Source organism: Curtobacterium sp. PhB146 (assembly GCF_004342995.1).
Taxonomy (GTDB): domain Bacteria; phylum Actinomycetota; class Actinomycetes; order Actinomycetales; family Microbacteriaceae; genus Curtobacterium.
The window spans coordinates 383,194-396,161 of record NZ_SMBN01000003.1; the positions used below are offsets into that span (position 1 = coordinate 383,194).

Genomic DNA, 12,968 nt, shown 5'->3' on the forward strand with positions numbered 1-12,968 from the left:
ACGGCCGCGCCGCCCGCTCAGCCCCGGCGTTCCAGCGGGTTCTGGTAGTCGAACGCGTACCGCCCGGGCCCGTCCGAGACGTCGTCGATCGGGTCGTCGAAGCGGACGAGCTCCGCGTGGAAGCGTTCGGGGTCCCAGCGGAACGAGTGGATCGAGCCGTTGCGGATCGGGGTGGCGTGCCGGTCGGCGGTGCCGGGCGCCGCCTCGTTGACCACGCTCCGGATCACCGCGCCGTGGGTGGCGACGACCACGACCCCGCCGTCGAAGCGCACCGCGATCTCACCGAGCGTCTCCGTGATGCGGGCGAGCAGCGCGGACCGGGACTCGCGGCCCGGGATGTCGTCGTGCGGGTACATCGCCGTGACCTCGGTGTCGGTGAGCCCCTCGGCTTCGCCGTAGGAGCGTTCGGCCAGCCCGGCGTACGTCACGGGTGCCGCGAGGCCGAGCCGGTCGGCGATGATCGTCCCGGTCTCGGCGGCGCGGGACAGCGGCGAGGCGACGACGGCGTCGAACTGCCGGCGGGTGAGGAGTTCGGCGGCCTCGGTGGCCTGTCGCCGTCCGGTGTCGTTGAGCGGGATGTCGGTGGAACCCTGGATGCGGCGCTGCGCGTTCCAGTCGGTCTCACCGTGCCGGACCAGGTACAGGAGCGTCGTCACCCGTCGATCATCCCAGACGCCGCGGGACCGAGCCGCTCGGCCAGGTGCACCAGCGTTTCGGTCGTCCCGCCGTCGAGCTTCACAGCGGCACGGCGGTCGCTGCGGGTCGCACCGCGGTTCACGATGACCACCGGGTTCTTGCGGCGCGCAGCGTGGTCGACGAGCCGCACGCCGGAGTTCACCGTCAGCGACGACCCCACCACGAGCAGCGCCTCGGCGTCGGCGACGATCGACACCGCCTCGTGGAACTTCTCGGTGGGCACGAACTCGCCGAAGAAGACGACGTCGGGCTTGAGCATCCCGCCGCACACCGAGCAGTCCGGCACCACGAAACGCTCGACGTCGGTGATCTCGACGTCGCCGTCGGGCTGCAGCTGCACCGAGCCGGGCTCGTCGATCCACGGGTTGGCGCGGTCGATAGTCGTGGCGAGGTCGGCGCGGGAGAACACCTGCCCGCACGTCAGGCAGAGGGCGCGGTCCATCGACCCGTGGATCTCGACCACCCGGCGGGACCCGGCGCGCAGGTGCAGGCCGTCGACGTTCTGCGTGATGACGCCCGTGACGACACCGGCGTCCTCGAGGGCGGCGAGCGCCCGGTGCCCCTCGTTCGGTCGGGCGGCGGCGAAGCTCCGCCAGCCGAGGTGCGAGCCGGCCCAGTACCGCTGCCGTTTGGCGGCGTCGGCGCGGAACTCCTGGAAGGTCATCGGCTTGCGCACGACCCGCCCGGCGCCGCGGTAGTCGGGGATGCCGGAGTCGGTGCTCAGGCCGGCTCCGGAGAGCACGGCGACGCGCTTGCCGGCGAGCACCTCGAGCACGCGGTCGAGGTCCGCCGCGGTCGGCAGACCGGTCGGCTGACCGGTCGTCGCCCCGGTGGGCGGTCCGGTCGTCGACGCAGCATCATCCAGCACCCTGTTCACGGTACCCTCAACAGCCGACCGTCCCGGTCGCTTCCCCCTTCGGCGAGACGCGGCGAGACACCGGCCGGTACGCCAGCCGCGACACCGGCCAGCACGCCAGCCGCGACACCGACCGGCGCCCACGAACGACCCCGAAACGAGCCCCGTGCACCCCGTCCGCATCGACTCCCTCGACGACCCCCGCCTCGACGACTTCGCCCGTCTGACCGACGTGGCACTCCGCCGGGTGAGCGAACCGGAGGGCGGCCTGTACATCGCCGAGTCGAACACGGTCATCGAGCGCGCGGTCCGTGCCGGGCACACCCCGCGGAGCATCCTGGTGCAGGAGAAGTGGCTCGACAGCGTGCTGCCCCTGGTCGCGGAGCACGACGGTCCGGTCTTCGTCGGCCCGGACGCCCTGCTCGAGGAGCTCACCGGCTTCCGCATGCACCGTGGCGCGATCGCCGCCGTGCAGCGCCCCGAGCTGCCGACGGTCGCCGAGGTGGTGCGGGACGCGAAGCTCGTCGTCGTGCTCGAGGACATCGTCGACCACACGAACGTCGGTGCCGTCTTCCGCAGCGTCGCCGGCCTGGGCGCGGACGCGGTCCTCGTCAGCCCGCGCTGCGCCGACCCGCTGTACCGCCGGAGCGTCCGGGTGAGCATGGGCACGGTCCTGCAGATCCCGTGGACCCGGATCGGCGAGTGGCCGGCGGCGGGCGAGGATCTGCGCGAGCAGGGCTTCCACCTCGCCGCGATGGCGCTCACCGACGAGTCGGTCGACCTCGCCGAGTTCACCCGGGACGTCCCCGGCAAGGTCGCGCTCGTCATGGGCACGGAGGGGCAGGGGCTGACGCCCGCCGCGATCGCGTCGGCGGACACCACGGTGCGGATCCCGATGGCGCACGGTGTCGACTCGCTCAACATCGCCGCGGCGAGCGCCGTCGGACTGTGGGCGGTCACCCAGGCCCAGCGGCTCGCCTCCTAGCCACGCCACGGGCGGACCGGGAGGCCCGACTCGCCTCAGTGCTGCAGCATCCGTCCGGCGCGGATCACCAGGGCACGGTCGGTGCCTGGTTCGCCGACCAGGCACACGCCGACGGGGGCTCCGTCGACGGTGAGCGCCGGTGCGCTGACCGCAGGGACGCCGCCGACGCTCGCGAGGCTCGTCATCGCCGTCGTCGCGGTCCGGGTGCGTTCGAGCGCCGCGGTGTCGGCGGCGATGAGCGGTGCGGGCCCCGGGACCGTCGGGAACAACAGGGTCCGGTCGGCGAGCGCCGTGCGGATCGTGGCCCGGACGTCGTCGAGTCGCGCGACGGCGTCGGCGGTGGCTGCGGGGTCGTTCGCCCGGGCGGCGGCGAACCGGTCGCCGACGACGGTGCTCAGGGCGCCGGGGTGGGCGTCGATCCAGGCACCGTGGGCGGCGACGGCCTCGGCGGCCTGCACGAGGCGCAGCAGTTCGCGCAGGTCGTCGAGGGGCGGGATCCCGAGGTCGGCGAGCTGCACGGTGCCGATCGGTCGGCCGTGCCCTGCGACGAACGCGGTGAAGGCCTCGGCGACGGCCGGCTCGACGAGGTCCAGGAGCTCGGCGGGTACGAGGAGTTCCGGCTCCGCAGGAGCGTCCGGATCCGACGGCACCGTGGCGTCGAGCGCCGCGAGCAGGACGTCGGCGCTCCGGGTGAGCCACCCCACCGTGTCGAACGACGGTGCGAGGGGGAGCAGCCCTTCGCGGGAGACCGTGCCGTGGGTCGTCCGGAGGCCCCAGAGTCCCTGGTACGAGGCGGGGACCCGCACCGATCCCGCGGTGTCCGTGCCGATCCCGATCTCAGCCGTGCCGAGACGGACGGCCGATGCGGATCCGCTGGACGAGCCTCCTGGCAGTCGGGTCGGGACCGCCCCGTTGGGTGGGGTGCCGTGGTGTTCGTTGCGTCCCGTCAGGTTGTAGGCGAACTCGTCGGTGCGCGCGATGCCGCGGACCGCGGCGCCGGCGTCGAGGAGCGCCGCGACGGCCGCTGCCGGCGTCGCCTGGACGGGGGACTCGCGCAGGTACGTCGGGTTGCCGCCGCCGACGGGCTGGCCGGGGACGGCGTACAGGTCCTTCACCGCGACGGTGAGCCCGTCGAGCGGTCCGGACGCGGTGGGGGCGACGAGCGGGTCGCCGACGGCGCGCCAGACGGTGGTGTCGAAGGCCTTCGGGCGGCCGGTGACGTGGGCTGCCTCGATGCGCCAGCGCGGACCGGCGTCGCCGTGGTCGCTGTTGCTGTTGCTGTCGCGTCGCCACAGCTGCGTCTGGAGGCCCTGCCCGCCCGCCGCGAACTCGGACACCGACACGACGAGGGCGAGTCCCTCGGCCAGGGGGCGGACCTCGACGCGCGTCAGCGACCGGGCCTGGACCCCACCCCGTATCCCGCGGAACGCGCTGATCGCGTCGTGCCCGACGAGCAGGCCGCGGTCGTCACCGCGCATCGTGCCGGGTGCGTCGACGAATGCGGCGTCGAGCGCGTCGAGGTCGTTCGCGGCGAGGGCGGCCTCGTACGCGTCGAGCGCGTCGAGCAAGCCCTCCGGTGCCGCGGTGCTCGTCTCGTGCGTGCTCGTCTCGTGCGCGCTCATCGTGCGGGCTCCTCGAAGTCGGCCTTGCGGATGCGGGCGTGCGCGCCGGTGACCAGGTCGACCACCTGCGAGATGTTGAAGTCCGTCGCCGCCGACAGGTAGGCGTACGCCAGGTGCGGCTCCATGCCCCAGCGGGCACCGAGGATCGCGACCGCGTGCCGGACACAGGCGCGGACGGCCTCGTCGAGGTCCGGGTCCATGCCCGTCGGCACGAGGAACTCGTGGGTCTCGACGAGCGGCCAGACCAGGTCGCCGAACTGCTGCGCGGCCTCGGCGGCGGGTGTCACGTCGAACCGGACGGTCGCGCGGAGCGACGCCTCCATCGCGGTGAGCGCGACCTCGCCGTCCCCCTGCGCGAAGTGCGGGTCACCGACGTACGCGAGCGCCCCGGGGACCAGGACCGGCAGGTGCAGCTGCGCGCCGACCTGCAGCAGGTTCACGTCGACGTTGCCGCCGTGCCGGCCCGGCGGCACCGAGTGCAGCCGCTTGCCCGGGGTGGCGACGCCCATGATCCCGAGGAAGGGGGCGAGCGGGAAGTGCGCGAAGCGGTCGCGGGCGCCGGTCAGGGGGATGCGGCCCCGCTGACCCGCGGCCGTCTCGACCACGTCGGCGAAGACGCTGACCGTGGTGCCGTCGACCGGGTACTCGCCGTGCAGGGCGCCGCGGCCGTGCCGGTTCGACACGACGCCGTAGTGCACCCGTGGCAGTGTCTCGAGCACCGTCATGGTCAGGACGTCGCCCGGCTCGGCGCCCGCGATCGCGATCGGACCGGAGACGACGTGCGGGCCGTCGGTGGCGGGGTCCCGGTGGCCGCTCCTGGCGATCGCGACGGCGTCGTCGAGGACGTGCTCGGCGGCGACGCCGTGCGACGCGAAGTACGCGCGGGGGTCGCTGCCCTGGTCGGGCAGGATCCCCTCGTGGCTGACGGTGTCGATCGTGACGTCCTCGCCGGACGCGATCGTGATGACCGGCCGGTCGTCGGCGTTCGGCAGCCGACCCCGCAGGACCGTGTCCGGGTCGACGGGCAGGTAGCGGTCGGACCGGATCGGGCCGGCGCCGGGCTGCAGGGTCGGGATCGCGGGGGTGTGTGTGGTCATCATCGGTCGGCCTTCCGTTCGACGAGGTGGGCGACGTCGGCGAGGTGGGCGGTCATCGCGTCACGGGCGCCGTCCTCGTCGTGCCGTCGGATGCAGTCGAGGATCCGTTCGTGCCAGACGAACGACGAGCGGCGACCTTCGCTGGTGCTGTGCGACCGGGCACGGACGTCCTGCACCCACCCGCTGCTGAGCTCGCACAGGGACACCAGCAGCGGGTTGCCGGAGGTGCGCGCGACCTGCACGTGGAAGGCGACGTCCTGGGCCAGCGACTCCTCGGGACTGAGTCCCGCGTGCGTGGCGGCGAGGATGCGTTCGAGGGCGAGCAGGTCCGCTTCGCCGGCACGGACGGCGGCGAGACCGGCGACCCGGGGCTCGACCACCGTGCGGAACTCGGCGACGTGCTCGGCCCGCCGTGCCAGGTCGTCGCCGTGCGCTGCGCCCGTCTGCTGTTCGAGCAGGGCGGTCGCCTCCTCGGAGCGCGGCAGCACGACGGTGCCACGGCCGGGTGTCCGGGAGACCAGTCGGCGGCGCTCGAGCTCCTGCATGGCCTCACGCACCGTGGTGCGGGACACGGCGAGGTCCTCGGCCAGGGTCCGTTCCGGCGGGAGCTTGTCGCCGGGTGCCAGGTCCTCGAGCACCAGGCGGGCCAGGTGCGCGGCGGTCGCGGCGCTCAGGGTGTGGCCTCTCTGCATGGACAGGAGCCTAGGGTCCGTTGGTCCGTTTGGTTCATTGGTACGACCAATTTTTACACGCTCGTCACACGTGGCGTCCGAGTCGGAAACACGGCGGGCGAAGGGTGGGTCACGTCCGATCCATCCGATCCGAGGAAGACCCCCACCATGGACCTGATCCTGCGCACGGCCCGCCTGACCGACGGCCGCCTGGTCGACGTCCACGTCGCCGACGGCACGATCGTCCGGGTCGCCGAAGCGGGCACAGAGGTCGCCGAAGCGGGCACAGAGGTCGCCGAAGCGGGCACCGAGGTCGCCGAAGCGGGCACGGAGGTCGAGCCGACCGAGGCGGCGCGCGTCGTGGACTGTGCCGGTCGCGTCGTGATCCCGGGGCTCATCGAGTCCCACCTGCACGTCGACAAGGCACTGCTCGACCGCGAACGACCGAACCCCGACGGCACCCTCGCCGGCGCGATCGCGGTGACGGGGGAGCTCAAACGCGGCTTCACCCACGACTCCGTCCGCGACCGCGCCCGGACCCTGCTCGACCAGGCGATCGCCAACGGCACGACACTCGTCCGGGCGCACCCCGACGTCGACCCCGTCGTCGGACTGACCGGCGTCGAGGTGCTCCTCGCCCTGCGCGACGAGTACCGCGACGCCCTGGACCTGCAGATCGTCGCGTTCCCGCAGGAGGGGATCGCGAAGGCGCCGGGCACGCTCGCCCTGCTCCGCCAGGCGCTCGCCGCCGGGGCCGACGTGATCGGTGGCTGCACCTACAACGAGGCGACCCTGGCCGCATGCCACGAGCACGTCGAGACCGTCCTCGACCTCGCCGAGGAGTTCGACGTGCCGGCCGACCTGCACGCCGACTTCGCCGACGACACGTCCGACCCGCGGTTCGCCCTCGCCGGGCACATCGCCGACCGTGTCGCCGCTCGCGGGCTGCGCGACCGGGTCGCCCTCGGACACGTGACCTCGCTCGCCAGTCTGCCCCCGGTCTCGCGCAGCGCCGTGCTCGCGAAACTCGCAGCAGCGGGTGTCGCGGTGGTGCCGCTGCCGGCCACGGACCTGCACCTCGGCGGTCGCTCGGACGACCGAGACGTCCGCCGAGGGGTCGTCCCGGTGCGCGAGCTCTGGGACGCCGGCGTCACGAGCGCCTACTCGTCGAACAACGTCCGCAACGCGTTCACGCCGTTCGGCAACGCGGACCTGCTCGACATCGGGTTGCTGCTCGCGCAGGTGGGACACCTGTCCGGCCCGGCCGACCTCGGGCGTGTGCTCGAGATGGCCACGTCGTCCGCAGCCCGCGTCGTCGGGGTCGCCGACACCCACGGCATCCGGCCCGGAGCCGCCGCCGACCTCGTCGTCCTGTCGACGACCGACCCCGCGGGCGTCCTGCTCGACCGCCCCGACCGGAACCTCGTGTTCAAGCGCGGCCGCGTCGTCGCGGAGACCACCAGGACCACCCGACTCACCACCGGGTCCACCACTCGATCGAAGGAGCTCACCCATGCGTGAACGGATCCCGCACGAGATCGTCGCCTCGGTCCTCGCCGGCACCACGGCGTTCATCGGCGGCAACGCGCTGCACCTGCCCACCTGGGCGATCTTCATCAGCTGGGCGGGGATGTTCCTGCTCGGGGCGAAGCCCACGCTCCGGAACGCCACCCGGCTCTGGGCGGCGATGCCGATCGGGTCCGCCTTCGGCCTCGTGATCGTGCTGCTCGACCAGCGGTTCGGCACCGTGCTCGGCGAGGGGCAGGCCGCGCAGAACACCGTGCTCGCGCTGCTGATCCTGGTCGTCAACTGCGCGCTGATGTACACGGGTCGGACGCGGCTGTTCGGGCTCGTGCCCGGCATGTTCCTCGGGTTCGCGTCCTTCTTCGCCACGTGCTTCGGCGGCTTCGGGTTCGATCCGGGCAACGCGTGGGCGGCATGGGCGTCGGTCGTCGTGATGAACGCGCTCGGTCCGGTGTTCGCGTACCTGTCCCGGCGGCTGACGTTCGCGCGGCCGACCCAGCCCGGCGCGACGACGGACAGGCCCACGACGACCCCCGCCGTCGAGCAGCCGGTCGCAGCCAGGGTCTAGGCACCGACCGGTACGCTCGGTTCCCGTGTCACGAGTCGTCCGTCGCCCCCGCTCCGTCGTCCGGAGGCCCGTGACGATCTCCGTCGTCGCGGTGCTGGTGCTCGTCGCCGGGTACCTCGTGGCCGCCGCCGTCGTGCCGTTCGGTCCGGCGAGCGCCGCGACCACCACGTACTCGGCCCCGACGTCGAGCGTGCCGGCGCTGAGCTTCCCGGGCTACGGCGCCACCGCGGTCGAGGCCACCGACTTCCCGGAGAGCCTGCGCACCAGCGGTGACACGAAGCCCCGGTCGATCGCGAGCATCACCAAGATCGTCACGGCGCTCGTGGTCCTCGACGAGAAGCCGATGGCGGCGGGGGAGTCCGGCCCGGCGATCACCTTCACGCCGAAGATGGAGTCGCTCTACGCCAAGTACGCGGCGATGAACGGCGAGGTCGCGCCGATGCCCGCCGGCCTGAAGCTCACCGAGCACCAGGCGTTCCAGGTGATGCTCATGAAGTCGGCGAACAACTACGCCGGCGCCCTCGCCATCTGGGCCTTCGGGTCGATCGCCGAGTACGAGCAGGCGGCGACGAAGTGGCTCGAGGAGCACGACCTCGACGACACCACGATCCACGAGCCGACCGGTCTCGACCCGCAGAACACCTCGACCGCGACCGACCTGGTCGACCTCGGGCAGCTCGCGCTCGCGAACCCGGTGGTCAAGGAGATCGTCGGCACCAAGGACGTCACGATCCCGACGGTCGGCGAGATCGAGAACTCGAACAAGCTGCTCGGTCTGGACGGCATCGAGGGCATCAAGACCGGCACCCTCGACGAGGCCGGCGCCTGCCTGCTGTTCGCGGCGACCTACGAGCGCGGCGGCCGTGACGTCACCGTCATCGGCGTGATGCTCGGCGGGGTCGACCACGACTCGCTCGACGTCGACGTGCAACGGCTGCTCCGGTCGGTCGCGGACAACTTCCAGGTCGTGCCCCTGACCCACGCCGGCCAGACCTTCGGCACGTTCTCCACCCCCTGGCAGGACGAGGCCGACGCGGTCACCGCGAAGGCGGCCGAGGTCCTGGTCTGGGGCAAGACGAAGGTCCGGGCGAAGGCGCACCTCGACGAGGTCACCCTCGGGACGAAGGGCGAGCGGGTCGGGAAGGTCCGCTTCACTGTCACGAACCACGACCCGGTGTCGGTGCCGCTCGTGCTCGAGCGGACGATCGACGACCCCGGCGTCTGGTGGCGCTGGACGAACCCGTTCCAGGGCTGACGGTGCTCGCGCGCTGACGCGCACCACCCGGAGTCCGTACTGTCGGACGGGTGACGACGACGAAGACGTTCCCCCGGACCACCCCCTCCGCCCTCGACATCGACGCCCGCGGTGTGCTCGCGTTCGTCGACGCCCTCGAGTCGACCGCCGGTGTCGAGCCGCACAGCCTGATGCTGCTCCGCCACGGCCAGGTCGTCGCCGAGGGGTGGTGGCAGCCGTACGCAGCCGACCGGGTGCACCTGCTCTACTCGCTCAGCAAGAGCTTCACCGCAGCGGCGGTCGGCATCGCCGTGCGCGAGGGACTGATCGACCTCGACGCGACCGCGCTGTCGTACTTCCCCGAACTCGACGACGAGATCACGGACGAACGCAGCCGTCGCATCCGGGTCCGGCACCTGCTCGCGATGGCGAGCGGGCACCGCGAGGACGCCATCGACCGGGCCCGTGAGGCCGACCGCATGGACGTCGTGCGTGGCTTCCTGCTCCTGCCGCCGGACGAGGAACCCGGCTCGCTCTTCACCTACAACCAGCCGTGCACGTACACGCTCGCCGCGATCGTCCGGCGGGTCAGCGGCGGTTCGCTGGTCGACTACCTGCGTCCCCGGCTGCTCGACCCGCTCGGCATCGACGACCTCGCCTGGCGCCGCGACGAGTCCGGCGGCGAGCTCGGCTTCAGCGGCTGCTACACCACGACGTCGGCGGTCGCCGCGCTCGGGCAGCTGTACCTGCAGCGCGGCGTCTGGGAGGGCGAGCGGATCCTCGACGAGGACTGGGTCGCGGCCGCCACGCGCAAGCAGATCGACAACCTCGACGAGGAGAACCCGGACTGGTCGCAGGGCTACGGCTTCCAGTTCTGGATGGCCCGCCACGGCTTCCGCGGCGACGGCGCCTACGGCCAGTTCTGCGTCGTCCTGCCGGAGCACGACGTCGTCCTCGTGATCACCGGACAGAGCCTCGACATGCAGGCGGTCCTCGACGCGGCCTGGCAACACCTGCTGCCCGCCGTCGACCGTCCGTCCGACACGGGTTCGGACACCGCCCTGGAGGCCCGGCTCGCCTCCCTGGGGCTGCCCGCGGTGAGTGGCGCCGCGGTCCTCGAGCACGTGGCCGGTCGTGCACTCCAGGTGCTGCCCGGTGCGGCGCTCGACGCCGTGGGCTTCGACCGCGGGACCCACGGGATCCGGCTGACCGTGTCGGCCGACGGAGCGTCGGCGTCGGTGCCGGTCGGCGAGGGGGAGTGGGCCGTCGAGGGTGCCCTCGCAGCGAGCGCCGCGACCCAGCCGGACGGCGCCGTGCTCGTCGCGCTCCGTTTCGTGGAGACACCGCACCTGCTGCACCTGCGTGTCGACCTCGCTGCCGGCACGGTCGGCACGACGTGGGAGACCGAACCGCTGCACGACGGCGCGCTCACGCTGCACCGGCCCGCCGACTGACCTGCGCCGACCACAGGGTGCACGACCCGGTTCGCGCCCCCGTGCCGTCATCGCGCCCTGGGGAGTCGGGGCGCGATGACCGTGGTGGGGCGCGGTCGGGGAGGCGTGCGGACTCGGATGGCCCTCGTTCCGCTACGGGGTGTCGGACTTGTGCTCGACGACGTCCTGCAGCTCGGGGCGCTTGGCGGAGACACCGTCGCCCGACGAGGTGTGCTTGATGCGGCGGACGACCCACGGCACCAGGTACTCCTTCGCCCAGCCGAGGTCCTCGGCGCGGGCCTCGCGCCACGGCCGCGCCTCGAGCGGTTCGGGGTTGAACGGTTCCAGACCGTGCGGCACGCCGAGGGCGTCGAGCACCGCGGCGGCGATCGTGGCGTGCCCCGTGGGGGAGTGGTGCAGCCGGTCCGGTGCCCACATGCGCGGGTCGCGGAGCACCCGGAGCGCCCACATGTCCGCCACCAGTGCGCCGTGCTTCAGGGCGATCGCGTGCAGGTTCTCGTTGTAGATCGCCGTCTTGCCGCGCACCATGCCGAGCACCGGCGTCATGCCGACGTCGGGCCCGGTGAACAGCACCACGGTGGCGCCGTCGCTCCGCAGCCTGGACACCATGGCGTCCACCCGCTCGGCGAGTTCGTCCGGATCGGAGCCCGGCCGGATGATGTCGTTGCCCCCGGCGGACACCGTGACCAGGTCCGGACGGAGCGCGAGCGCCGGTTCCACCTGCTCGTCGATGATCTGCTGCAGCAGCCGCCCGCGGATCGCCAGGTTGGCGTACGCGAAGTCGTCGGACCCGTGGGCGAGCACCTCGGCCACTCGGTCCGCCCAACCCCGGTTCCCCCCGGGGACGGTGGGGTCGGGGTCGCCGATCCCCTCGGTGAACGAGTCACCGATCGCGACGTACCTGGACCACGGATGACGATCTGACACGCTCCGGACCATAGTCTCGTGCCATGACGAAGGCCAACACGGGCGCAGCCGCCAGCGCGGACGGCGGCACGGACGCAGCCGCCTGGACCGTGCCGGACGGCCTGCTCGCCCGCATCGCCGAACGCGCCCCCGGGTACGACGCCGCGAACGCGTTCTGCGCCGAGGACCTCGAGGAACTCCGCGCCGCGGGCTACCTGCGCATCGGGGTGCCGGTGGCGCAGGGCGGCTCCGGCCTCGGCCTCCGCGCCACGGTCGGTGTCCAGCGGACCCTCGCCCAGGCCGCACCGGCGACGGCGCTCGGCCTGGGGATGCACCAGGTGTGGGTGCAGGCGGCGCGCGCCGTGACCGCGCGGGGTGCGTCGTTCCTCCAGGCCGTCACCGACCACGCGTCGGACGACCACCTGCTGGCCTTCGGGGTGAGCGAACCCGGCAACGACGCCGTCCTGTTCGACTCGTCGACGACGGCGGAGCCGGACGGCGACGGCGGGTACCGCTTCACCGGCACCAAGGTCTTCACCTCGCTCGCACCGGCGTGGGACGTCCTGAGCGTGTTCGGCAAGGACACGTCCGGCCCGGAACCGCGGCTGGTGCACGGCTTCGTGCTCCGGTCCGACGGCGACGTCGAGCACCTGGACGACTGGGACACCCTCGGCATGCGGGCCACGCAGAGCCGCACGACGAAGCTGCACGGCGTGCACGTCCCCGCCGACCGCATCGTGCGGTCGCTGCCGGTCGGGCCGAACCAGGACCCGCTCGTGTTCAGGGTCTTCGCGGCGTTCGAGCTGCTCATCGCCTCGGTGTACGTCGGGATCGCCGAACGTGCGATCACGCTGGCGGTGTCCGCCGTCGGACGTCGCGTCGCGGCCGACGGCTCGCTCCGGTCGCAGGACCCGGACGTCCGGCGTGCGATCGCGGACCTGCGCGGCGCCGTCGACGCGATCACCCTGCAGGTCGACGCGCTCGCCCGCTCGGTGGACGAACAGGACGACCTCGGTGCCCGGTGGTTCCCGCTGCTCGTCGGCACGAAGGCGCGGGCGGTGGACACCGCCCAGCACGTGGTGGACGAGGCCATGCGGGTGGTCGGGGGCTCGGCGTTCCGGTCCTCGAGCGAACTCGCCCGCCTGGCGCGCGACGTCCGGGCCGGCCAGTACCACCCGTCGTCGCGGGACTCGGCGGCGCGCACGCTCGCGGCGTCGGTGCTCGGCCCGCCCGCCTGACGCGGTCGCGTGCGGCCGGCCGCGTGCCCCGGTGCGAGGTTGATCACTCCGTGCGGCCCTGTAGCGCCGCACCGAGCGATCAACCTCGCACCGAGCGCCGAAGGCCGCACCGTGCGG

12 protein-coding genes are annotated in these 12,968 nt (G+C 73.0%); 6 read left to right on the forward strand and 6 right to left on the reverse strand.

Annotation, left to right across the window (positions count from 1 at the left end):
* Window positions 1-17: 17 nt before the first annotated feature.
* Window positions 18-656, reverse strand: a complete 639-nt coding sequence (locus EDF33_RS13885) for a histidine phosphatase family protein (RefSeq protein WP_132100333.1) — start codon at window positions 654-656, stop codon at window positions 18-20.
* The gene (locus EDF33_RS13890; protein WP_123938113.1) at window positions 653-1,498 is read right to left on the reverse strand and encodes a Sir2 family NAD-dependent protein deacetylase; all 846 of its coding nucleotides are present in this window, start codon (window positions 1,496-1,498) and stop codon (window positions 653-655) included. Before EDF33_RS13890 ends, EDF33_RS13885 begins: the two co-directional genes overlap by 4 nt.
* Before the next feature lie 220 nt (window positions 1,499-1,718).
* Here EDF33_RS13890 and EDF33_RS13895 point away from each other — a divergent pair, with 220 nt between their 5' ends.
* The gene (locus EDF33_RS13895) at window positions 1,719-2,537 is read left to right on the forward strand and encodes an RNA methyltransferase (RefSeq protein ID WP_132100334.1); all 819 of its coding nucleotides are present in this window, start codon (window positions 1,719-1,721) and stop codon (window positions 2,535-2,537) included.
* Between the two features lie 35 nt (window positions 2,538-2,572).
* On the opposite strand, the gene EDF33_RS13900 is transcribed toward EDF33_RS13895, so the two are convergent.
* Genes EDF33_RS13900 through EDF33_RS13910 form a run of 3 tightly spaced genes read right to left on the reverse strand, consistent with a single transcriptional unit; the run spans window position 2,573 to window position 5,948 of the window.
* Entirely contained in the window at window positions 2,573-4,159 is a 1,587-nt protein-coding gene (locus tag EDF33_RS13900; RefSeq protein ID WP_132100335.1) for an AtzH-like domain-containing protein, read from the reverse strand.
* On the reverse strand, window positions 4,156-5,256 hold the full coding sequence (locus tag EDF33_RS13905) for an acetamidase/formamidase family protein (RefSeq protein WP_132100336.1): 1,101 nt from the start codon (window positions 5,254-5,256) through the stop codon (window positions 4,156-4,158). Before EDF33_RS13905 ends, EDF33_RS13900 begins: the two co-directional genes overlap by 4 nt.
* Complete coding sequence (locus EDF33_RS13910) at window positions 5,256-5,948, reverse strand: FadR/GntR family transcriptional regulator (RefSeq protein ID WP_132100337.1); 693 nt, start codon at window positions 5,946-5,948, stop codon at window positions 5,256-5,258. Before EDF33_RS13910 ends, EDF33_RS13905 begins: the two co-directional genes overlap by 1 nt.
* Window positions 5,949-6,095: 147 nt before the next feature.
* Between EDF33_RS13910 and EDF33_RS13915 the strand changes: the two genes are divergently transcribed.
* From EDF33_RS13915 to EDF33_RS13930, 4 genes are read left to right on the forward strand one after another with little or no spacing between them, the layout of a single operon-like run.
* Window positions 6,096-7,448: an amidohydrolase family protein gene (locus EDF33_RS13915; RefSeq protein ID WP_132100338.1), complete on the forward strand. Its 1,353-nt coding sequence runs from the start codon at window positions 6,096-6,098 to the stop codon at window positions 7,446-7,448.
* A complete protein-coding gene (locus tag EDF33_RS13920) occupies window positions 7,441-8,019 on the forward strand; it encodes a DUF1097 domain-containing protein (protein WP_243692452.1) in 579 nt (192 codons plus the stop codon). Before EDF33_RS13915 ends, EDF33_RS13920 begins: the two co-directional genes overlap by 8 nt.
* A gap of 25 nt (window positions 8,020-8,044) precedes the next feature.
* Window positions 8,045-9,274 carry a D-alanyl-D-alanine carboxypeptidase gene (locus tag EDF33_RS13925; protein ID WP_132100339.1) on the forward strand — a complete coding sequence of 410 codons (1,230 nt, stop codon included), beginning with the start codon at window positions 8,045-8,047 and terminating at the stop codon, window positions 9,272-9,274.
* A 50-nt stretch (window positions 9,275-9,324) separates the two neighbouring features.
* Window positions 9,325-10,707 (forward strand): serine hydrolase, encoded by a 1,383-nt coding sequence (locus EDF33_RS13930; RefSeq protein WP_132100340.1) that lies wholly within the window; start codon window positions 9,325-9,327, stop codon window positions 10,705-10,707.
* A 132-nt stretch (window positions 10,708-10,839) separates the two neighbouring features.
* On the opposite strand, the gene EDF33_RS13935 is transcribed toward EDF33_RS13930, so the two are convergent.
* Window positions 10,840-11,634 (reverse strand): SGNH/GDSL hydrolase family protein, encoded by a 795-nt coding sequence (locus tag EDF33_RS13935; protein WP_111084173.1) that lies wholly within the window; start codon window positions 11,632-11,634, stop codon window positions 10,840-10,842.
* Between the two features lie 23 nt (window positions 11,635-11,657).
* Between EDF33_RS13935 and EDF33_RS13940 the strand changes: the two genes are divergently transcribed.
* Entirely contained in the window at window positions 11,658-12,851 is a 1,194-nt protein-coding gene (locus tag EDF33_RS13940) for an acyl-CoA dehydrogenase family protein (RefSeq protein ID WP_132100341.1), read from the forward strand.
* The last annotated feature ends 117 nt before the right edge of the window (window positions 12,852-12,968 follow it).

Excerpts from the sequence above, each read along its gene's own strand:
- EDF33_RS13905 (WP_132100336.1), bottom strand. The coding sequence starts at position 5,256 with ATGACCACACACACCCCCGCGATCCCGACCCTGCAGCCCGGCGCCGGC.
- EDF33_RS13900 (WP_132100335.1), bottom strand. The coding sequence starts at position 4,159 with ATGAGCGCGCACGAGACGAGCACGCACGAGACGAGCACCGCGGCACCG.
- EDF33_RS13910 (WP_132100337.1), bottom strand. The coding sequence starts at position 5,948 with ATGCAGAGAGGCCACACCCTGAGCGCCGCGACCGCCGCGCACCTGGCC.
- EDF33_RS13940 (WP_132100341.1), top strand. The coding sequence starts at position 11,658 with ATGACGAAGGCCAACACGGGCGCAGCCGCCAGCGCGGACGGCGGCACG.
- EDF33_RS13915 (WP_132100338.1), top strand. The coding sequence starts at position 6,096 with ATGGACCTGATCCTGCGCACGGCCCGCCTGACCGACGGCCGCCTGGTC.
- EDF33_RS13920 (WP_243692452.1), top strand. The coding sequence starts at position 7,441 with ATGCGTGAACGGATCCCGCACGAGATCGTCGCCTCGGTCCTCGCCGGC.